The 20,581-nt window shown below is 38.8% G+C and carries 15 protein-coding genes; 7 read left to right on the forward strand and 8 right to left on the reverse strand.

Features of this window, described 5'->3' with window-relative positions:
- Nucleotides 1–3 precede the first annotated feature (3 nt).
- The 7 genes from CDW55_RS02725 to topA all read right to left on the reverse strand — a co-directional run bounded on the left by CDW55_RS02725 (nucleotide 4) and on the right by topA (nucleotide 11,797).
- Nucleotides 4–1,134: an EpsG family protein gene (locus tag CDW55_RS02725; RefSeq protein WP_088468181.1), complete on the reverse strand. Its 1,131-nt coding sequence runs from the start codon at nucleotides 1,132–1,134 to the stop codon at nucleotides 4–6.
- Nucleotides 1,135–1,148: 14 nt separating this feature from the next.
- Entirely contained in the window at nucleotides 1,149–2,138 is a 990-nt protein-coding gene (locus tag CDW55_RS02730) for a glycosyltransferase family 2 protein (RefSeq protein ID WP_088468182.1), read from the reverse strand.
- Nucleotides 2,139–2,147: 9 nt separating this feature from the next.
- Nucleotides 2,148–3,680, reverse strand: a complete 1,533-nt coding sequence (locus tag CDW55_RS02735) for a hypothetical protein (protein ID WP_088468183.1) — start codon at nucleotides 3,678–3,680, stop codon at nucleotides 2,148–2,150.
- Nucleotides 3,673–4,524, reverse strand: a complete 852-nt coding sequence (locus tag CDW55_RS02740) for an FkbM family methyltransferase (protein ID WP_088468184.1) — start codon at nucleotides 4,522–4,524, stop codon at nucleotides 3,673–3,675. The genes CDW55_RS02735 and CDW55_RS02740 overlap by 8 nt, the downstream gene beginning before the upstream one ends.
- Nucleotides 4,525–4,569: 45 nt before the next feature.
- Entirely contained in the window at nucleotides 4,570–5,646 is a 1,077-nt protein-coding gene (locus CDW55_RS02745; protein WP_088468185.1) for a formimidoylglutamase, read from the reverse strand.
- A gap of 84 nt (nucleotides 5,647–5,730) precedes the next feature.
- Entirely contained in the window at nucleotides 5,731–8,838 is a 3,108-nt protein-coding gene (locus tag CDW55_RS02750) for a T9SS type A sorting domain-containing protein (RefSeq protein ID WP_088468186.1), read from the reverse strand.
- A 400-nt stretch (nucleotides 8,839–9,238) separates the two neighbouring features.
- Complete coding sequence (gene topA / locus CDW55_RS02755) at nucleotides 9,239–11,797, reverse strand: type I DNA topoisomerase (protein WP_088468187.1); 2,559 nt, start codon at nucleotides 11,795–11,797, stop codon at nucleotides 9,239–9,241.
- Nucleotides 11,798–11,984: 187 nt separating this feature from the next.
- Here topA and CDW55_RS02760 point away from each other — a divergent pair, with 187 nt between their 5' ends.
- The 7 genes from CDW55_RS02760 (at nucleotide 11,985) to trpS (ending at nucleotide 19,738) form a co-directional block, all read left to right on the forward strand.
- Nucleotides 11,985–13,481 (forward strand): sensor histidine kinase, encoded by a 1,497-nt coding sequence (locus CDW55_RS02760; RefSeq protein ID WP_179285899.1) that lies wholly within the window; start codon nucleotides 11,985–11,987, stop codon nucleotides 13,479–13,481.
- A gap of 69 nt (nucleotides 13,482–13,550) precedes the next feature.
- A complete protein-coding gene (ileS, locus tag CDW55_RS02765) occupies nucleotides 13,551–17,021 on the forward strand; it encodes an isoleucine--tRNA ligase (protein WP_088468189.1) in 3,471 nt (1,156 codons plus the stop codon).
- A 76-nt stretch (nucleotides 17,022–17,097) separates the two neighbouring features.
- The gene (locus tag CDW55_RS02770) at nucleotides 17,098–17,478 is read left to right on the forward strand and encodes a TraR/DksA family transcriptional regulator (RefSeq protein ID WP_088468685.1); all 381 of its coding nucleotides are present in this window, start codon (nucleotides 17,098–17,100) and stop codon (nucleotides 17,476–17,478) included.
- A gap of 91 nt (nucleotides 17,479–17,569) precedes the next feature.
- Nucleotides 17,570–17,809 (forward strand): DUF6576 domain-containing protein, encoded by a 240-nt coding sequence (locus CDW55_RS02775; RefSeq protein ID WP_088468190.1) that lies wholly within the window; start codon nucleotides 17,570–17,572, stop codon nucleotides 17,807–17,809.
- Between the two features lie 8 nt (nucleotides 17,810–17,817).
- Entirely contained in the window at nucleotides 17,818–18,015 is a 198-nt protein-coding gene (locus CDW55_RS02780; protein WP_088468191.1) for a DUF2683 family protein, read from the forward strand.
- A complete protein-coding gene (locus CDW55_RS02785) occupies nucleotides 18,015–18,656 on the forward strand; it encodes a lipoprotein signal peptidase (RefSeq protein WP_088468192.1) in 642 nt (213 codons plus the stop codon). Before CDW55_RS02780 ends, CDW55_RS02785 begins: the two co-directional genes overlap by 1 nt.
- 113 nt (nucleotides 18,657–18,769) lie before the next feature.
- Nucleotides 18,770–19,738 carry a tryptophan--tRNA ligase gene (gene trpS / locus CDW55_RS02790; protein WP_088468193.1) on the forward strand — a complete coding sequence of 323 codons (969 nt, stop codon included), beginning with the start codon at nucleotides 18,770–18,772 and terminating at the stop codon, nucleotides 19,736–19,738.
- A gap of 53 nt (nucleotides 19,739–19,791) precedes the next feature.
- On the opposite strand, the gene CDW55_RS02795 is transcribed toward trpS, so the two are convergent.
- Entirely contained in the window at nucleotides 19,792–20,487 is a 696-nt protein-coding gene (locus CDW55_RS02795) for a YjjG family noncanonical pyrimidine nucleotidase (RefSeq protein WP_088468194.1), read from the reverse strand.
- Nucleotides 20,488–20,581: the final 94 nt, after the last annotated feature.

The following is a 20,581-nucleotide window of genomic DNA, read 5'->3' on the forward strand; positions in this document are numbered from 1 at the left end:
TTATTACCAAAGTGCGTTTTGATATCTTTCGGTTGTAAATCCGCCGCGATGCGCATTGCCGCTGCCAAAATAAAAAAACATCGCTACAAAATACATCATAAATCCCAAATAAAGCATCTGCCTCTCTCTCCCTTTCACCGCGTACACTAAGTTACTCAGGCAAAACATCGTAACAAAAAACATATACGCACCCGGAAGCCGTACGGCAAAGATTTCATTAGACCTGAAGAAATAAAACAGCGCCATCCCAAACACTGCAAGATTCCGCATGTATTCGTACCACCAAACCTCCTCGCAACCTTTCTTATCGTACCTAATTAAAATTGCAATAAAAATAATCTTTACCAGGTCATTCAATCCTGTTTCTACCTCAGTGCCGTAATAGCGGTCGTCCATATAACCGGTGTAAGCTCCTGAAATATCCTGTGGCGCAATAGAGCCGAAGAAATCGCTTCCCAAACGATACAGTTCAAAGGGTGAAGACAGCAGCGCAATAACCAAAACCCAGAAAATACGGGTACTGTTCATCGGGATTTTTACAATCCAGTACGCGGGCAAAAACACAATGGCCGTTTTATGAAAACCCAGAGCAATGTAAATACAAAGCAGAAACATAAATAAATTACGCTCCTTAATGAACTTAAAAGAAGCAACGCACACCGCAATTCCCAAGCCCTGGCGCATCTGCCCAGAATCCTCAAAGAACATAATCGGCATGAAATAAAAAAGCATTGCGATCGTAGGAAATGCCACATTTTTGTAAATAGCCGTAAATTTCAGCGAAACTGCAATTACCGCCATAATTAAAGTGACGATGTAAAACGGAAGACCAAAATCGAAAACAAGTTTGTTGATAAGTACAAAAATCCATTCGATTTCTTCGGAATTTGGCCGGAAAAGCGCTTTATCCAACACATCTCCATAGGTTGTGTAGATTGCAAAGCCAGAAAAAAGCATTTTGTACACCGGGTAATCGGCGCCTACATTGATCCGGAAACCTATCGCAATAATGATAAGAATTGCAGTAACCAACACAAAAATGCTCTGTTTTTTCTCTAACCTGAATATTTCCCAGTAACTCGCAAAAGCAAGAAAAAGGAAAATCAGGATAAAAACAGGATGGAGTATGGGCATAAAGGACTTGTGTTTTATACCAATTTCTGCAGCAGTTTCTCCTGCCCCATGAAATACAGCAAATAATAAATTTTTTTCTTCAGAGGCAAATATAGCAGATAATTTCTTCCAAACCGCTGATACGAAAAGATTTCGAAGGTTGAAATGTTATTTTTTCGAATGAAAATCTTCAATTCCTGAGACATTTTCCGATAAGTTTCTCCATCTTTAACAAAAGCAAGATAAGCGAGATAAGTATAAATCCCTTCAAGAATTTTAAAGTTCTTTAGCTCCTTTTCATGCTGAGAATACCGCGAATTTGCAAAAGCTGCAGCCACATCGTCAACCGCCCGAAGAATGTCAAGCCCTTTTTCAGTATGGGTTTTGGTAATAGAATCTTCGCGCTCAAGATATTGATAATGATAATTCTGTGTTTGCGCGATCACCTTACAATGGAGTAAAAGTTGCGGAATGAGCTGAATATCTTCGAAATGTATATTCTTCTTAAATCTTTTATCAGCAAATAATTCTTTCCGAAAGATTTTATTGCAGGCAAAATAAGATAGGTCTGCAAACACTGAAAAATGATTTTCCAGCACCATCATTTCGGGCATATTTGGAATTTGGGTAAGTTTCTGTTTTACAGTTCCGGCTTCATCTACTTTCTGCAGATTACAGATCACCATTTCGGCGCTGTGTTTTTTTGCAAGATGATACATTTCATCGAACATCTTTGCCGAAACCTCATCATCACTGTCAACAAAACCGATAAACTCCCCTTGCGCACGATCTAGACCAAAATTTCGGGCATCGCTTAATCCGCCGTTTTCTTTAATGAAAGATTTAATTTTTGAAGGAAATTTTTCTTTAAACTCATCAATAATCTGTTGTGAACCATCCTTACTTCCATCATTAATTACTAAAATTTCAATTTCCTGTAAAGTCTGATTAACCAAAGAATTCAAACATTTTCTAAGGTATCTTTCAACGTTATAAACAGGAACAATGACTGAAACTTTAATCATACAACTCTTCTATTTTCTCAGATGATACAGGTGATAATCCTGACCAATAGGCCTGATGCTGTAAATCCAGCGCAAAATTGCCGGGGCGTTCCGGTGAATTTCTGCAATTGGATAACTTTTTACAAACTGATAATGAGAGTCAAAATAAATATGGTCTGAAGCCGTCATTTTATAATAACTTTTTTCTTCGCCAGGTTTATAAATGATGGTCACAATAAAATCGGGACGAAACTCTTTAACTGAATTCATCCACCAGTGATTTTCGTCCTTCTGTATCTGAGCGGTAATTTTTTTATTGACCAAACCTACCTCATCGTACGTATAGAGATCGGTATAAAACGGAATTTTTCCGGCAGGTTCCAGAAGAATTGATTGGTCGATACTTGGGTTTTCGGTTTGAATATCCCTTGCAATCTGCATTCTCTGGGTGTCTTCCATATAGCCAATGGCCCAGGACTGCAGGATCTGGAAGCCATAAAGACCAAGACAGCATATAAAAACCGCAGGTACTAAAAACTTTCGCCTCACCGGAACATATAAAAGCACATAATATAACACGATGATAAACAGAAAAACCCTTGGCAACCAATAATACCAGTCGAAGTACGCGCGCATAAAAGCAAAAACCGTTATTTTCAGTAATGCAAACGCAAGCATCGCAAGCAAAATAACTTTAATGGAAAACTGGGTTTGGGTTTTATCCTTAATAATCTGTTTTACAGCGTAAGCAAGTGCAGCCAGAAAACCCATAAAGATTAAAAACGTAAACAGAGAATATTTTTTAATCAGTCCGCCGTAATACGCCCATTGGTAAAGCAAAAATTCTAAACTGTTATGTTGGGTTAAATTTTTATAGGCAATTTTTTTAGCACTAATGGTGTGATTAACAAACTCTCCGAAATAAATAACGTTGAAAGAAACCACACTCACAACACCAATAATACCACCTAAAATAAAAACCAGGTTAAGCTTTTTTCTAATGATTACATCTGCTACGAAGAAAACCCCGAGAAAGATCACCGTATCAATTCTTGTCCAGAGCAGCAACACCGGAAAAATAAGATATGCCCAGTTTTTTCCTTTCCGAATTCCAAAATAAATAAGTCCGCTGTAGAGAAAAAACAGGATTCCGTATTCCATACCCAGACACGAAGCCGTGAGTGCCGGCGGAACAATATTTAGAAGAATTACGAATAGCCCACGGTTTATAACATCCTTACGGAACAGCACTTTCCCAAGCCAAAAAGAACCGATCCCAAAAAGAATACAGTTGAAAATGAGTAGCGGATAGATAAAATAATCGCCGAAATTCAACTGAAAAAAAGCAGACACCAAAACATAAAGATGCGTGGTGGACGCCGAAAGCCTTTCTTCTCCGTTAAATCCTACAACTCCGTAATTTAGCAGGTTTTTTGCGACCCGCCAGGTAATAAACGAATCCTCCTGAATGTGCTTTGTAAAAAATACAGGTATTTTGATGAGCACCGTGAGCAGCACCAGCAAAAAAGGATTGGAGAAAATACGGGGTAAAGATTTACTCATAATCGTAATTAAGGTGATAACGGTTGTAGCGCGCATACATTTGGGTAATGTACGGGTTGTGTTTTTCCTCGATAAACCAAAAAATATGTAGCCGCTTATATCCCTGGGATTTCAGAAACTCCACAAGTTTAGGAGATTTTTCAGCCCAAAGTTCGATGACAAAAAGTGGTTTATGGGTTTTTACAAACTCTTGCATACCTTCTATAACCTGTTCTTCGTAACCCTCAACATCCACTTTTACAATACAGAAGTCGCTGATATCAAAATCTTTATAAAGATCATCAAACCGAAGAATCTGCACGGCATCTTTTCGGTCGCCGTTTTTTTCGCTTACTGAAGCTTCGCCAAGTTCAAGACGGTTAAAATAAATTGTGCGGTTCTCGGCTTTATTACCCAATCCCGCATTGAAAATGTGCACATTACCGTTTGTAGTATTCACTTTCAAATTATTTTCCAGGGCCTGAAAATTGGTTTTCAAAGGCTCGAAAGAAATCACCTGCCATCCCTGTTTTGCCATTAGTGTACTGAACCGGCCAATATGTGCGCCTACATCAATGAAAGTTCCTTTTTCACCATTCAGGAATTCCGTAAGAAATTGGGTAAGATCGGGTTCATAGCTTTCGAGTGTGGCCCAAAAATCAATCGTGTCGGGGCGCGTTTCTAAAGTTACATTCTGGTACTTGAACTGAGCTTTCGGAAATTTGATGAAAACAGGAAGATTCAGATTCTTGGAAATATAATGATTATAAAAAGCCGCCAGAAAAAGTCTGCGGCTTCTGCGGTCGCCCACAAACTGGTTTTTGATGCTTTTTACCGTTTTTTTTAAGTGTTCTCTTCTAGTCATATAATTTTTGTTACCTGAATCGCATTTTTAGAATTTCAAAAAACATCAGTTTTTCAGGAAACGGCTGTTTAATTGTCCGCGTTTTGCCTCCTCGTATTCCAGTCGCGAACAGGGAATAAGATTTTCGGGCTTCTCATCATCACCAAAATACCATAAGCCGGAAAAACTGTCGCGCTGAAAAGCATACTGATCATCATCAATCATTACCCAAAACGTTTCGTATTGCCTTTCTTTCGGGTGCGAATGCTGAATATTGATCCCTTCAATCAAATGCCAGATCATCTGTGCTAAAAGCTGATGATTTATAAAAGTTTCGGATTGGGCGTTGAAGTTGAAAATTCCTACCGATTTCAGATTTTCGCTTAACCCGATTTCTTTCATATAAGCACAAATCTCGCGTCTGTTCAATCCGTTCACCTGAGGATTTACCGAGAACCCATCGCTCATACTTTCCACCGCATCGCAGTTTACGGTTACCAAATCGGCGCGGCGGAAAAAAGGTTCGGTTTTTTCGGTTGAATTCATCATTTCAGCGAGGCGAACCACATCAAACTCAACTTCTTTCATCAGCTTTACCGAATCGGTTTCGTTAAGATGCTTCTGATAACCGAGATGATGATAATTTTTAATGGTGAAATTTTTTGAACTCAAAATTCTGGAAAGAAAATTCTTCTCCGTGATTTCTTCGCCTTCATTTGAGAGCGAGATAATATTCGAAATCTGAGTATAATTAAGGTTTTTCTGATGAAAATTAAGGGCAGAAAAAAGGGAAAATGCCAAATCGTTGCTGCCGCCAATAATCACCGGAACAGCATTTTTGTAATGACACATCGAAAGCAATTCCTGTAGAACATAATGAGTGTCCTGGTAAGTGCGCCCGGAAATTAAATCGCCTAAATCACAAACCGGAATTTCGAAATCGAGTTTCGAAAGTCGGTAAAGCTCCCGTCTCACCGTTTTGAAATCGAGAATTTCGGCTTCCCCATTCTTAATCCCGCGGTAATCTGAACAGAAAATGAGGACTATTCCGTTTTCCTGAATTTCCTGAGAAACAGCATGGCCAAGTTGCCATTTTTCGGTATTGATTTTTCTTGGCGGAATAATGATGTCTTCAATGTTCATTTGGAAAATATAGGTTTTAGGCTCAACAAAAGTAACAAAAAAAGCACAACCTCTGGATTGTGCTTTTGGTTATTCATGATCCAGTTACTGTTTTATCATTTTCTTACTGATTGCAGAACCGTCTTTCATGATAATTTTAATTACATAGATGCCATTCTGCATCTTTTGAGCAGATACTTTCTGGTCATTAATTTTTCCTTTCAGCATAAGCTTACCGCTGAAATCATAGATCTCAAAACTCACAGCGTCATCATTCTCAACATAAAATTCGTCTTTGAAAGGATTGGGATAAACCTTCAGCTCTTTGTTCTGAGGCTGCGAAATAATGGTTTGATTATTTTGAGTATTGAGGGTCTGGCTGTTTCGCTCCACCGCAACTCCCAGAAGTCTTTTATCATCTTTAGCACATCTCACACTCATGCCTGCCTGAGGGTAAACTCCGGTTCCAGACTGCATTTTATTACCTTCAAACTGCATTGCCAAAGCAAAACCTGTATTCATATCTGCCAATGCTGCTGTCCACACACCGGTTCTTTCTAGGGTCACCGAATTTCCTCCCAATTCCCCTCTTATGCCGTCTTTTGGGAAATTCCCGATATTGAACGAGGGGTTTTCGAATTTCCAGCCGTTATTACCAGTTGCAGTACCTTTATAGAAACTAGCTATATCATGCCACTGGTCCTGAATTACGCCCGGTTTGCCATAAGCATCTACATTATAGCTGTTATACCAGGGCGAATTGCCTTTGGAACCTGTGTAAAGATGAGTAAAAGAAACATCGGGAACACGCCATCCGTCCGGACATGGATCGAAAGGCGATTTCTTGTCGGCATGTCCCCAGCGGTCCTCGGCTTTGCCACGATCATTCGAAACCCAGTCTTTTACTTTGTTCAAATCATTTGCATAATGGTTTCCACCGTTGTATATCTCGCCACTTCCTCTGTGATAAAGAAATTTGAGAGGATTCTGTACAGAATATTTAATATTGTCTCTTACTTTATCTCCAATATTAGCGCTTGAAGAACCGTACACTTCGTAAGAATCTGTGTAATCGTACTGGTATTCTTTACCATTGAGTTCAGTATAATCAATAGGTTCGCCTTTTAGAGTTAAGTATGGCCAGAAGACTTGTAAACCTTTTACCTGAAGATATAAAGTCTCATTTCTCACCGTAGAAAAAGATGGGATAGGATCTTTTCTTCCCCACTGATAATGCAGCCCGTTTGCCATACCGGAATTGATGTCGCTACTTTCTGCACCCAGGTTTCTGTCCATAAAAACTGTTTTTAATGGCGGCAGTTTGCTTACGGTAGGATTCACAAAATTATAATTTACAGGGATGGTAGATTCTGTAATGTACGTCACCGCATTTACCGTGGGATCTTCTTTGGTTGCCCAGATATGCCAACTCCAAAGCGCTGGATTATCTTTATTATTATTGTGAAGGGAGACTACCGCATTTCCGGTTTCAGATGGATTAAGTTTAAGGACGATCATCGATAAGCGCGCATCCTTAGGATGCAACTCAAGTTCAATATCCTGAATTAACGCGGTATTGGTTGTCCACAGGATATTAGCAGTTAAATTGTCATAATCCGGCATTTCCTGATCAGATAGCACTTGATTGTACACAGCGAACGCTTTGCTTACAGGAATTTTTAATTCTTCCTGATTTACCACAACGTAAGAGTTGGGATTATTTAAACCTTCAGTAAAAATTTCTTTGGTATGTGTAAAATATTGTGTTGCAAAGTCACCAATTTTTGAAATGTTCGGATCTCTCATGCATTTTACCGGATTTCCTGATTTTGTAGGATTGGTTTCATTATTAAAAATTGCATGAAGCCCCACACTCGTGTTAGTCCTGAAAGGATCTGAAACCATTGAAAAAACCCTGGCACCATCGTACGCATAAGTTGCACTCCAGAGTGCGCCGTTTGCGCTTTCATCCTGAAAAGTAATTCCTACAGGAGCATTCGGTGCGGCAGCATTGGGGTAATAGACATAACCCCCAGAGACCGGCAGTATGCCTAAATTTCTTGCTCCGCCCTGTGCGTTGGTAAAATCCATTCCCAACCCTGGGTATACTTTAATGCCCTGCAGATTCGGATTTGCAGAATCAGGAAAAAGCTGGCGGTTTGCTACTACTGCATCATCGTTATTCCAGTCCCGTTTTCCAAAAAAAGCCAAATTATTGTTCTGGGTTTCCCTGCCGTAATACGAGGGAACCCGCCATCCGTTAGGACAAGGATCCAACTCAGATTTCAGTTCGTAGGAACGGCTTTCTTTCTTCAACGCTGCGTTGGAGCTGTTTCCGTTGCTGTTTCCGCCTTTGGCGTTATCCGACCATAAATCCCAGGTTACATAATTAGGACTTACACCTGGAACTTTGTATCTGCTACTCGAAAACCAGTTTCCGGTACCATCTGTATTTATAATATAGGTAATGGGATTGTTTACAGAATATTTAATATTTTTTTCAATTTCATTAAAAGGCCGTACCTGAACGGGAATGGTATTTACAGGATCGATCTGGCGATGTCTTAAAACCCCAACTTCGCCGGAGATTTCGTAGAAGTGGGCATCTTTGTACACCAACGGTGGAAACGGATCCTTTCGCCCCCACTCGTACATTAAACCCGAAGATTTCTGCCATTCATGATCAAGAAAACTTTTTGAAACCGCACCCAGATTCCTGTCCATATATTCAACATTAATCAGGTTGCCATCGATATCGGTCTCGGTTCCCTGGGAGTAGGTTACTCCGTTCTCAGGATTATCGGTGACCCAAATGTGCCAGCTCCAGTAAATGGTTCCGTCAACTTTAAAGGCTATTACTGCATTTCCCTTGCCTTTGCCTTTATTGATTCCGACTTTGATTTTAGAGTCTGCGGGAGTTGAGCCTGGTAGAATATTCACTTCAGTAACGAGCCCCGGAACATCTTCCCAATAAACAGATGCAGACTGAATGCCCGCGGGAATAGGTGTAGCCGTACCATTGGTTTTTAAATATTCGTATTTCGCCCACATTTCATACGCTTTTTTTACAGGAATTTCAATGCCACCGTAATTTTTAGAATGGGCTAATTCTAAATCGTAAATATAACTGTTGGGAGCTTTTGCATAATTCGCTGTTTGCGAATATGCTGCTGTTGCTATAAAGCAAGAAACTAACAGATGAAGTTTTTTCATTGATAAAAAAATATTACAAAGATTTACTTGTAAATTTTTTTAACATCGTTTGTGTGTTTTTCCTTAAATCATTTTGTATTTTTTTCCTAAATTCATCTGTGCGGAGGCAAATATATAAATATATCTGATATTTAAACTAAAATTTTTCATTTTTAACCACATGTGATTAAATATTTTTTTTAGCTACAAACCATTATGTCTTAGGTAAAAAACCTGCTGCAGACTGTTTGGTTACGATTATAAGCCGATGAAAATTTTTAACATCTGTAAAGAACACCGCATCATTCATTCAATCTCTTAATAAATTACGATCAATATCAGGAAAACTCTTTTCCTGTAATGGATTAAAAAAACCTGATAAATTTAATTATCAGGCCTTTTTTATCGTACTATCTAAATACTATTTCTTTTTCGCTACGGCTTTTTTTACTGCTGGCTTTTTTACAGCCGTTTTCTTCGCTGGAACTTTTTTAGGTTTTTCCTTGAAAGCGTTTTTATCCTGGGCGGTAATCCATTTTTTTACCTCATCCAAAGATACTGCTGCTAATTCCTCAGCGGTATATTTTTCATCTTTCTTGGTTTTCGGAATTTTAAACATATTTTTTCCGAATTTGATGAAAGGGCCCCATCTTCCGTTTTCGATGGAAATTTTTTCTTTTTCCCACTGCTGGATATATCGGTTGGCCTCTTTTTCAAGCTTGGTATCAATAAGTTCATTAATGTCGCTCTGAGAAAGATTTTCGAAGTCGTATCGTTTTGGTACATTAATGAAAAGCGACTGGTATTTAATAAAAGGCCCGAATCTGCCGGTTCCTTTTGTCACCGGTTCACCTTTATAAGTTGCGATGGGCGCATCTGCAACCTTTTTTTCTTTAATAATTTCTTCTGCGCGTTCCTGTGTAACCGAAAGCGGATCCTCACCGCGTGGGATACTGATGAAAGTTTCGCCCCATTTCACATACGGACCGAATCTTCCGACACCAACAGTTACTGTCTTATCTTCAAAATCCTTTAAATCAAAAGGAATTTTAAAAAGTTCCAATGCTTCTTCAAGCGTAATGGTTGCAATATTCTGGTTTGCCATTAAACTTGCGAAAATTGGTTTTTCTTCATCGTCCTGTTCGCCAATTTGCACCATCGGACCGAACCTTCCGATTCTGGTGATTACGTTTTTGCCGGTTTTCGGATCTACTCCTAAAATTCTTTCTCCATTCGCACGTTCTGCGTTTTCTTCTACATCTGCAATTTTCGGATGAAATTCTTTATAGAATCCCTGAAGAACCTCCTTCCACTTTTCTGATCCGTTTGCGATCTCATCAAAATCCTGCTCTACTTTTGCAGTAAAACCATAATCTAAGATTTCTGCAAAATTCTGGGTTAAAAAGTCGTTTACAACCTCGCCGATATCGGTAGGAACAAATTTATTTTTATCGCCGCCGAATTTTTCGGTAAGAATCTCTTTTTTGAGTTCGGTTTTTGTAAGAGACATCTTCATGATTTCTCTTTCCTGCGGAAGGATCTCTCTTTTATCAACGTATTCGCGATTCTGGATCGTCTGAATAGTTGGCGCATAAGTAGATGGTCTTCCGATACCGAGTTCTTCCAGCTTTTTCACCAAACCAGCCTCGGTGAATCTTGCTGCCGGTTTTGTGAATTTCTCGGTGGCTTCAATTTTTTTATAATCCAGAATTTCGCCTACCGAAACCTTTGGCAATAACTTTTCGTTGTTTTCCTCGTCATCTTCATCGGTTTTTGTAATGCCATAAACCTTCAAGAAACCATCGAAAACAACTACTTCGCCTTGTGCTTCAAAATGCTGAGGCAATGAAGGATTACCTATTTCGATTACTGTTTTCTCTATTTTGGCATTTGCCATTTGGCTTGCCAAAGTTCTTTTATAAATTAATTGGTATAATTTGTTAAGCTGCTCATCACCAATTCGTTTTAGAGAAAAATCGGTTGGGCGTATCGCTTCGTGCGCTTCCTGTGCGGAGGCCGATTTGGTGGTAAAATTTCTTGGATTTGAATATTGCTCACCGAATTCTGAAACAATCTGGGATTTTGCGCCGTTAATGGCTTCCTGAGAAAGATTTACGGAATCGGTTCTCATATAAGTAATATAACCTTCTTCATACAGCCTCTGCGCAACACGCATCGTTGTCGTAACGCCGTAACCAAGGCGGTTGCTCGCTTCCTGCTGCAGTGTTGAAGTTGTGAATGGTGCCGATGCCGAACGGGTTCCGGGCTTGGTTTCTACATTAATGACTTTGAATTCGGTATTTTGTGACTGCTTCAGAAACTCTTCAGCTTCGGTTTCCTTGGCAAAATCCTTTTTAAGTTTGGCCGCAATTTCCTGCTTGTTTTTGTTCAGGAAAAGTCCGTCAACTTTAAATGCTGATTTAGGTTTGAAATTTCTAATTTCCAGCTCTCTTTCAACAACCAAACGCACAGCTACCGACTGTACACGCCCTGCGGAAAGACCGGTTTTTACTTTCTTCCAGAGCACTGGTGACATTTCAAAACCAACTATTCTGTCTAAAACTCTTCGCGCTTGCTGCGCATTAACGAGATTCTGATCTATTTTGCGCGGGTTTTCAATAGCTTTCAGAATTGCGTTTTTGGTAATTTCGTGAAAAACGATTCTTTTTGTATGGTCTTCTTTTAATTTAAGTTCTTCTGCCAAATGCCAGGCAATAGCCTCACCCTCGCGGTCTTCATCGGAGGCCAGCCAAACTGTATCGGCTTTCTTAACTGCTGCTTTCAGTTCAGCGACAAGCTTCTTCTTATCGGGAGAAACTTCGTAATCGGGAGTGAAAGTTGCCAGATCGATCCCCATTCCCTTTTTGGGTAAATCACGGATGTGACCGAAACTCGATTTCACTTCGAAATCTTTGCCCAGATACTTCTGAATGGTTTTCGCTTTTGCCGGAGACTCTACAATAACTAAATTTTTAGACATCAAGAAAATTTTTGCAAAAGTAGAAGTTTTTTTTTAATGAAAATTTTAACGCTCATTTTTTAGCCCGCAAATTCAAAATGCTTTTCTTTAATAATAATCACTATACAATAATTTGCAACTATAAATAAGTACTTGTATGTATAAAAAACTGTACTTATTGTCCTCATTATTATTTAAATACCTATTTTTGAAAAAAATCATCCGCTCCATGTATGATTCCCTAACTTCCATTGTAGAGCGCGACGCCTACAACAGTATATTGTATGTGGTATTAGGTGGGATATTGCTGCTTTCTATATTTCATCTCGTCATGTTTTTTCAGAACAGGGATCGCGCCTACCTTTTATACAGCGCTTATACTTTTTTTTCCTTTGTTGCGTATTTGCCTATGGCAGAAAGCGGTTTCGCAAAATCGATTTCGGAAGTACTGAACCTAGACCAATTTACTAAAGATTTCTTTACCATTATTTTCAATTGTTTTTATTTTTTCTTTTTTACAGAATTTCTTAACATCAAGAAGATCAGTATAAAATGGTACCGCATCATTGTTCTGCCGGTTTTTGTGATAATTTTCATAGCGTTTCTTAGTCTTTTCCTACATTATTTCCTAGGTTATGATGCGTTTTTCAATTATTTTAAAATGGTTTTCATTTATTTAGTGACCATCCAAACGGTGATTTCTTTTTACATCCTTTCGAAGGTCGATAACGATTTGAAATATTATATCGTTTTTGGGGGTCTCATTTTATTTGCTTGTTCCGTAATAGGAGACAAAGCGGTGAGGCAGATTCCGGGGATTGACATTAGCAGAAAAATGGGCGATTTTATATTTTTCCTTGGACTTTTAATCGAAAATATGGCCTTCTCTTTCGCATTGGGACACAAACAAAGGATGAATTACCAGGACAAAGTAGCTTTTCAGCAGAATTTCATTGCGCAATTACAAAAAAATGAAATGCTAAAAGATGAAATAAACCGAGATAACGAAAAAAGACTCATCATCGAAAATGAAAAAATAAAGTATCTGCAGGAAATTTCAAACTTGAAACTGTCTGTACTTCAAAGCCAGATGAATCCTCATTTTATTTTCAATGCTTTAAATTCAATAAAATACTATATCCTAGAAAGCGACACGCAAAACGCGGTGGATTACCTGACCAAATTTTCAAAAATCATCAGAACCATTCTTTTAGCATCTAAAGAAAAGGAGTTTACCCTTTCTCAGGAGCTTCAAACATTACAGCTCTATGTGGATATCGAAAACTTGCGATTTCACAATCACATTCAGTTTTCCATCAACATCGCGCCCGAAATCGATGTGGACATTGTAAAATTGCCACCAATGGTTCTGCAACCTTTCATCGAAAATGCTATTATACACGGCGTGGCGACCGTGGATGACAAAAAGATTACGATTAATGTGTCGGTAAAAGATCAAGCTGTTGAAATCTCTATTACCGATAACGGAATTGGAAGAAAGGAGGCCGGAAAAAGAAAATCGGTCATTAAAAACAAAACCAAATCGCTCGGCACAGAAATAGCAGCAGAAATGCTTAAAAATTATTTTAACAACGAAGGATATAAGCTTCAATATATTGATTTGTACGAAAACGATATCCCAACTGGAACCAAAATAATAATTTCCATACCCAAGCCCCGATATTTACGAAATAAATACGCTTAAAATTAACTAAAATTTGCTATATTCGCAAACTTAATGAAACCAAGATCATTCTTATAGAACTGACTGAAAATGAATAAGTTTACCGAATATAAAAATCTAGACCTCACGGCGATTGCTAATGAGGTTTCAAAATTTTGGACTACGCACGAAACCTTTAAGAAATCAGTAGAAACCCGCGCCGGAAAACCGGAATATGTGTTCTACGAAGGACCACCTTCCGCAAACGGAATGCCGGGAATTCACCACGTGATGGCAAGAGCACTGAAAGATATTTTCTGCCGATACCAAACCCAAAACGGAAAACAAGTTTTTCGAAAAGCTGGTTGGGATACTCACGGTTTACCAATAGAATTGGGCGTTGAGAAAGAATTGGGCATCACCAAAGAAGACATCGGTAAGAAAATTTCGGTGGAAGATTATAACCAGGCTTGTAGAAACGCGGTGATGCGCTACACCGATGTTTGGAACGATTTGACTGAAAAAATCGGTTATTGGGTAGATCTCGAAGATCCTTATATTACCTACGAACCGAAATACATGGAAACCGTTTGGTGGCTTTTGAAGCAACTTTACGACAAAAAATTACTGTACAAAGGTTACACCATACAGCCATACTCACCTGCTGCAGGAACAGGTTTGAGCTCCCACGAACTCAACCAACCGGGAACCTATCGTGATGTAAGCGACACGACCGTTGTAGCGCAGTTTAAAGTTAAAAAACTATCAGATGCTTTAAACGAAAGGCTGAACGGCGCAAGCAAAACCATTAATTTAGATAATGAAACCTGCGGTGGTGTTAATCATTGGGCTGAATTTGACAAAGAAAATCAGTTGCCAATCCATATTTTAGCATGGACTACGACGCCATGGACTTTACCTTCCAACACCGCTTTAGCAGTTGGACGGGATATTGAATATGTTTTGGTGAAAACCTATAATCAATATACTTTCGAGCCCATTAACATCATTCTTGCAAAAGTTCTTTTGCAGAAGAATTTTGGAAAAAAATACGCAGTAGGAACCGATGAAGATTTCCAAAATTACACAGCAGAATCCAAAGTTATACCTTATCAAATCGTAGCGGAATTCACCGGTGAAGATGTTGCCGGAACCGAATATGAGCAGTTGATTCCATGGTTTTTGCCTGCAGAAAATCCTGAAAATGCTTTTAGAGTGATCATCGGAGATTTTGTAACCACCGAAGACGGAACCGGAATTGTACATATCGCGCCAACTTTTGGTGCAGACGATGCCCGTGTTGCAAAAGAAAACGGAATTTCGCCCATGCTTACCAAAGACGAAAACGAGAATCTAGTTCCTTTGGTGGATTTGCAAGGAAAATTTATTAAAGGTGGAAACACACCGGAATTATTTGCCGGAAAATATATTAAAAACGAATATTACGACGCAGGAACCGCCCCGGAAAAATCTTGGGATGTGGAACTTGCGATCCTTTTAAAAACGGAGAACAAGGCCTTTAAGGTTGAAAAATATGTTCACAGCTACCCGCACTGCTGGAGAACCGATAAACCAGTTTTGTATTATCCTTTGGATTCCTGGTTTGTGAAAATGACGGCCGTGAAAAACCGTTTGGTAGAACTCAACGAAACCATCAACTGGAAACCTAAATCTACCGGTGAAGGGCGTTTCGCTAACTGGCTTGAAAATGTAAACGACTGGAATCTTTCGCGGTCAAGATATTGGGGAATCCCATTGCCAATTTGGCGTAGCGAGGATTTGAAAGAAGAAATCATCATCGGATCGGTGGAAGAACTGATGAACGAAATGCAAAAATCTATCGCCGCAGGTTTCATGGAAAAGAATCCATTCGAAGGTTTTGAGACCGGTAACATGTCGGAGGAAAATTATGCGAAGATCGATTTGCATAAAAACATTGTGGATGAAATTATCTTGGTTTCAGATTCCGGAAAACCGATGAAACGCGAATCCGACTTGATCGATGTTTGGTTCGACTCCGGTTCGATGCCTTACGCACAACTGCATTATCCTTTTGAAAATAAAGAACTTATCGACAACAAAAAAGCATTTCCTGCCGATTTTATTGCGGAAGGAGTTGACCAAACAAGAGGTTGGTTCTACACCCTTCACGCGATTGGAACTTCTGTTTTCGATTCAGTTGCTTACAAAAATGTGATGTCGAATGGTTTGGTGTTGGACAAAAACGGACAGAAAATGTCTAAACGCCTTGGAAACGCGGTAGATCCTTTCGAAACGCTAAAAAAATACGGTCCCGATGCAACGCGTTGGTATATGATTTCGAATGCAAATCCTTGGGAAAATTTGAAATTTGATGTAGAAGGAATTGATGAAGTCCGCAGAAAATTCTTCGGAACCTTGTACAATACGTATTCGTTCTTCGCGCTGTATGCGAATGTGGACGGATTTAATTATTCCGAAAAAGATATTGAAAACCGTCCGGAAATCGACCGATGGATTCTTTCTGAACTCAATCTTTTGGTAAAAGAAGTTACCGAATTTTACAATGATTACGAACCAACGAAAGTTGCAAGAGCGATCAACAATTTCGTAAATGACAACTTAAGTAATTGGTATGTAAGACTTTGTAGAAGACGTTTCTGGAAAGGAGATTATACCGAAGACAAAATTTCGGCATACCAAACCTTGTACACTTGTCTGGAAACGATTGCTAAAATTTCGGCACCGATTGCTCCGTTTTTCATGGATCAACTCTTCCAGGATTTGAACAAAATTACCGGAAAGGATGAAGCTGAATCTGTGCACTTAACTAATTTTCCGGTCGCTGATGAAAATTTGATCGATCAGGATTTGGTGGAAAAAACGCATCTGGCGCAACAAATTACTTCCATGGTTTTCTCTTTAAGAAAGAAAGAAAATATCAAAGTCCGTCAACCTTTGCAAAAAGTGATGATTCCTGTTTTGGATTCGAAAACGGAAGCTCAGATTGTCGCAGTTTCGGAACTCATAAAACAAGAAGTAAATGTAAAAGAATTGGTTCTCATCAATTCTGATGAGGCTTCGCACTTGATTGTGAAACAGATTAAACCGAATTTCAAAACCTTAGGTTCGCGACTCGGAAAAGATATGAAAACCGTGGGAGCGGAAATTTCTAACTTAACCTCCGCAGAAATTGCTGATTTGGAAAAAGACGGAAAAATGACCATTCAAGGGTACGAAATTACCATAGATGATGTAGAAATCTTCACCAAAGATATTCCGGGATGGACCGTGGCCAACGAAGGAAAAATGACTGTGGCATTAGATTTGACAATAACGGATGACCTAAAAGCGGAAGGAATCGCGAGAGAATTTATCAATAGAGTTCAGAACATCAGAAAAGATAAAGATTTTGAGCTAACAGACAGAATTTCAATTGAATTAGAAGCGAACTCGCCTTTCGAAAAAGAACTTATTAACAATCGTGCATATATTTCGGAAGAAGTATTGTCAGATAAAATAGAAATTGTAAATTCACTTTCAAATTTTGATGAAATTGAAATTGACGACGTGAAATTTAAATTATTGGTAAACAAAGTTTGATGTTAACGGAAAATTAATGAAGAATCCGAAATTCTTCATCCTCCCAAAAAGCACAAACGATTTCAAAAAAGAAAACATGGCAGAAGAAAGACAACGTTACAGCGATAGTGATCTGAAAGAGTTTAAAGAACTTATTCAGCAAAAAATAGAAAAAGCAGAAAAGGATTTGATGCTGATTAGAGAAAGCTTCATCAACGACCAAAATAATGGAACTGATGATACTTCGCCTACCTTTAAAGCATTTGAAGAAGGTGCAGAAACCCTGAGTAAAGAGCAAAATGCGATTTTGGCAGGAAGACAGGAGAAATTTGTGCGCGATTTGAAAAATGCATTAATCCGCATCGAAAACAAAACTTACGGAATCTGCAGAGTTACGGGTAAATTAATCGGTAAAGACCGTTTGAGAGCCGTTCCGCATGCAACTTTAAGTATTGAGGCAAAAAATATGCAGCGCTAATTTACGCTCTTCAACTGTTTACCCATTAGGTTTATAATGCACAGCGAAATCTTGCGTTATAAACCTATTTGAATTTAAAATTTGCTGTCTTTTGGAAGTCCTGCTGATCATTTTGGCCGTTGGTGTAATTATTTATTTTTTCAGAAATTCTGTGAAAAAACCTTTCCTTGCGAAGGAAGAAAAATACCAGAGCATCGACGACAGATACAATGAGGAAAGAAGAAACCGCGAGCTTGAAATCGACAGTCTGTTAAGCAAAATGGGCAAAAACGGCATACAGGATCTTTCGGAAAAAGACCGAAAACGCCTGGAAGAACTTTCAAAAAAATAAATCTAAGAATGGAATCATTAATTGTACATCCAAAAAACCAGATGGAACTCAATGCACTGAAAAGTGTGATGAAAGATATGGGAATCCGATATGAAAAGTTTCACACCAGAAACGCAAAAACTTCCCCAAAATTTGAAACCAAATCCGCTCCGAAAAAAGACACCAAACCGGGCAATTTCAAAAATAAACCAAAGACCGATCTGTAATGAAGAAAATAGCATTAATTACCTTCATCATCCTTTTAATCGATCAGGTTTCTAAATTTTACATCAAAACCACCTTTCATCTTGGCGAGAGTGTTGATGTTTTTCCGGGATTCAAGCTCACTTTTGTAGAAAATCCGGGTATGGCGTACGGCTTTCATTTTGGCGGCCTACTGGGTAAATATGCTTTGGTAATCCTCCGCGTTTTCCTCATTGGTGGCATGGTTTATCTTTTCAGAAAATGGTTGAAAGAAGGCATCCACAGCAATTATCTCCTTGTTCCAATGGCCATGATTTTTGCCGGTGCGATTGGGAATTTAATTGACGGAATGTTCTACGGAATGATTTTCGACAGCGGCACAGTGTACGACGAAAGCGTGAACCACTGGATCGATTACGGCGGAATTTCGAAAGTGGTACCGTTTGGTGAAGGTTACTCGAATTTTATGAAAGGCTGTGTAGTCGATATGCTGCATTTCCCGCTCGTAGACTGGTGGGTACCGGAAAACTGGCCACTGATTGGCGGCAAGCATATTGAGTTTTTCAAATACATCTTTAATGTTGCAGATTCTGCAATTACCGTTGGTGGAATTTTACTGCTCATTTTCAGAAAGAAAGCATTTCCAGACGGAATGGATTTTTAAAAGTATTAAAGAAAAACTTCAGCAATTGTCTCAAGTTTTTTATTTCCCTATTTTTGCAAAACGCTTTTGATAAAGCAGTTTATCACTTATTTTTAACCAGAATTTTACAATATATGTCACGAATCCTCACCGGAATACAGGCTACAGGAACACCCCATTTGGGAAACCTTTTGGGCGCAATTATTCCTGCAATCGAATTGTCGAAAAAATCTGAAAACGAATCTTTTCTCTTCATCGCCAACATGCATTCTTTAACCCAGATAAAAAATGCTGCTGAACTGAAAAAAAATACCTATGAAATTGCTGCTGCCTGGCTCGCATGCGGTTTGGATACCGAAAAGACTTTTTTCTACAGACAAAGCGACATTCCGGAAGTATGTGAACTTTCCTGGTACCTTTCGTGCTTTTTCCCATATCAGAGACTTACTTTGGCGCATTCTTTCAAAGACAAAGCCGATCGTTTGGAAGATGTGAATGCCGGACTTTTTACCTATCCCGTTTTAATGGCTGCAGATATTCTGCTTTATGACGCACAAGTGGTTCCTGTCGGCAAAGACCAGCTTCAGCATCTTGAAATGGCGCGTGACATGGGCGCAAGATTCAATCATCAAATGGGCGAAGTTTTTGTGTTACCGAATGCGGAACTTCAGGAAGACACCAAATATGTTCCCGGAACCGACGGACAGAAGATGAGCAAATCCCGAGGAAACATCATCAATATTTTTCTTCCGGAAAAAGAACTGAAGAAACAGGTTATGGGAATTGAAACCGATTCTAAAACTCTGGAAGAACCAAAAGATCCTGAGACAGACAAGGTTTTTGCGATATATAAACTTATTGCAACAGCCGATGAAACTGCAGCTCTGGAGCAAAAATATCTTGCAGGTAATTTCGGTTACGGACATGCTAAAACAGAGCTTCTGAATCTTATTCTGACCAAATTTGCAAAAGAAAGAGAACTTTTCTCTTATTACATGAACAATTTGCAGGAACTCGACGAGAAACTTCAACAAGGCGCCGATAAAACCCGAAAAGTAGCTTCAGAAACGCTGAAAAGAGTGCGTGAAAGTTTAGGAATGTAAAGAAACTTCGCAATAAAAATATAAAAACCTTTCAGTGATGAAAGGTTTTTTTGTTAGAGCAAAGTCTTTATTTCCGACAGTTTTTTAATAACAGCAACGTCCGGCGCTTGATAATTATCGTTGAATACATCGAAGAAAATTACTTTTAGTCCGAAAGATTTACCGCCTTCAACATCGGCAATCCAGTCGTCGCCAATCATCATTGATTCTTCTTTTTCTGCACCGGCTTTGTTCAATGCACATTCGTAAATTTCTGGGTGTGGCTTTCTGATATTGATTTCGTCTGCACTGGTAATGGTTTTAAAATAATTCTTAATTCCGGAAAGTTCGCATTTGCGGTACGTTACCTCCATGAAACCATTGGAAAGTATGTGGAGTTTGTAATTTTTACCGGAAAGATATTCCAACAAATCGAATGCACCTTCCACCAGGTCGTTATAATTTAGAATTTCATCAAGAAAATTGTCTTCAAAAAGTTGAGCGAGCTCGAGATCATCAATTCCGAAAAACAGGAATGAATCATAAAATCGATGTTTTCTAAGGTAATCTTTATCAATTTCACCGTCTCGAATTTGCTCCCACAGTCGTTCATTAATGGTGAAATACTCTCGGTGGAAATCTTCAAAATTTAGGTTGTATTTTTCGCTTACTTTTTCTCTAATGAAAATATCTTTCAGGGTAAGATAAGCGTTGCGGCGGTGATCCCAAAGCGTATTATCGAGATCAAAAAAAATGTGCTGAATTTTCATACAGCACAAATTTAAGGATTAAGATTAGTTCTTGGAAACAATTTGGTTTTTAGTTTTGGATTTCAAAACTGCGATGCTTTTCGAATAACTTAAG

The sequence above is a fragment of the Chryseobacterium sp. VAUSW3 genome (genome assembly GCF_002205795.1).
Classification (GTDB): domain Bacteria; phylum Bacteroidota; class Bacteroidia; order Flavobacteriales; family Weeksellaceae; genus Kaistella; species Kaistella yananensis.

Bases quoted from the DNA above. Each gene is read 5' to 3' on its own strand.
- CDW55_RS02770 (WP_088468685.1), top strand. From the start codon at position 17,098: ATGGCAGAAGAAAGACAACGTTACAGCGATAGTGATCTGAAAGAGTTT.
- CDW55_RS02735 (WP_088468183.1), bottom strand. From the start codon at position 3,680: ATGAGTAAATCTTTACCCCGTATTTTCTCCAATCCTTTTTTGCTGGTG.
- CDW55_RS02795 (WP_088468194.1), bottom strand. From the start codon at position 20,487: ATGAAAATTCAGCACATTTTTTTTGATCTCGATAATACGCTTTGGGAT.
- ileS (WP_088468189.1), top strand. From the start codon at position 13,551: ATGAATAAGTTTACCGAATATAAAAATCTAGACCTCACGGCGATTGCT.
- CDW55_RS02745 (WP_088468185.1), bottom strand. From the start codon at position 5,646: ATGAACATTGAAGACATCATTATTCCGCCAAGAAAAATCAATACCGAA.
- CDW55_RS02785 (WP_088468192.1), top strand. From the start codon at position 18,015: ATGAAGAAAATAGCATTAATTACCTTCATCATCCTTTTAATCGATCAG.
- CDW55_RS02780 (WP_088468191.1), top strand. From the start codon at position 17,818: ATGGAATCATTAATTGTACATCCAAAAAACCAGATGGAACTCAATGCA.
- topA (WP_088468187.1), bottom strand. From the start codon at position 11,797: ATGTCTAAAAATTTAGTTATTGTAGAGTCTCCGGCAAAAGCGAAAACC.
- CDW55_RS02750 (WP_088468186.1), bottom strand. From the start codon at position 8,838: ATGAAAAAACTTCATCTGTTAGTTTCTTGCTTTATAGCAACAGCAGCA.
- CDW55_RS02725 (WP_088468181.1), bottom strand. From the start codon at position 1,134: ATGCCCATACTCCATCCTGTTTTTATCCTGATTTTCCTTTTTCTTGCT.
- trpS (WP_088468193.1), top strand. From the start codon at position 18,770: ATGTCACGAATCCTCACCGGAATACAGGCTACAGGAACACCCCATTTG.
- CDW55_RS02740 (WP_088468184.1), bottom strand. From the start codon at position 4,524: ATGACTAGAAGAGAACACTTAAAAAAAACGGTAAAAAGCATCAAAAAC.
- CDW55_RS02730 (WP_088468182.1), bottom strand. From the start codon at position 2,138: ATGATTAAAGTTTCAGTCATTGTTCCTGTTTATAACGTTGAAAGATAC.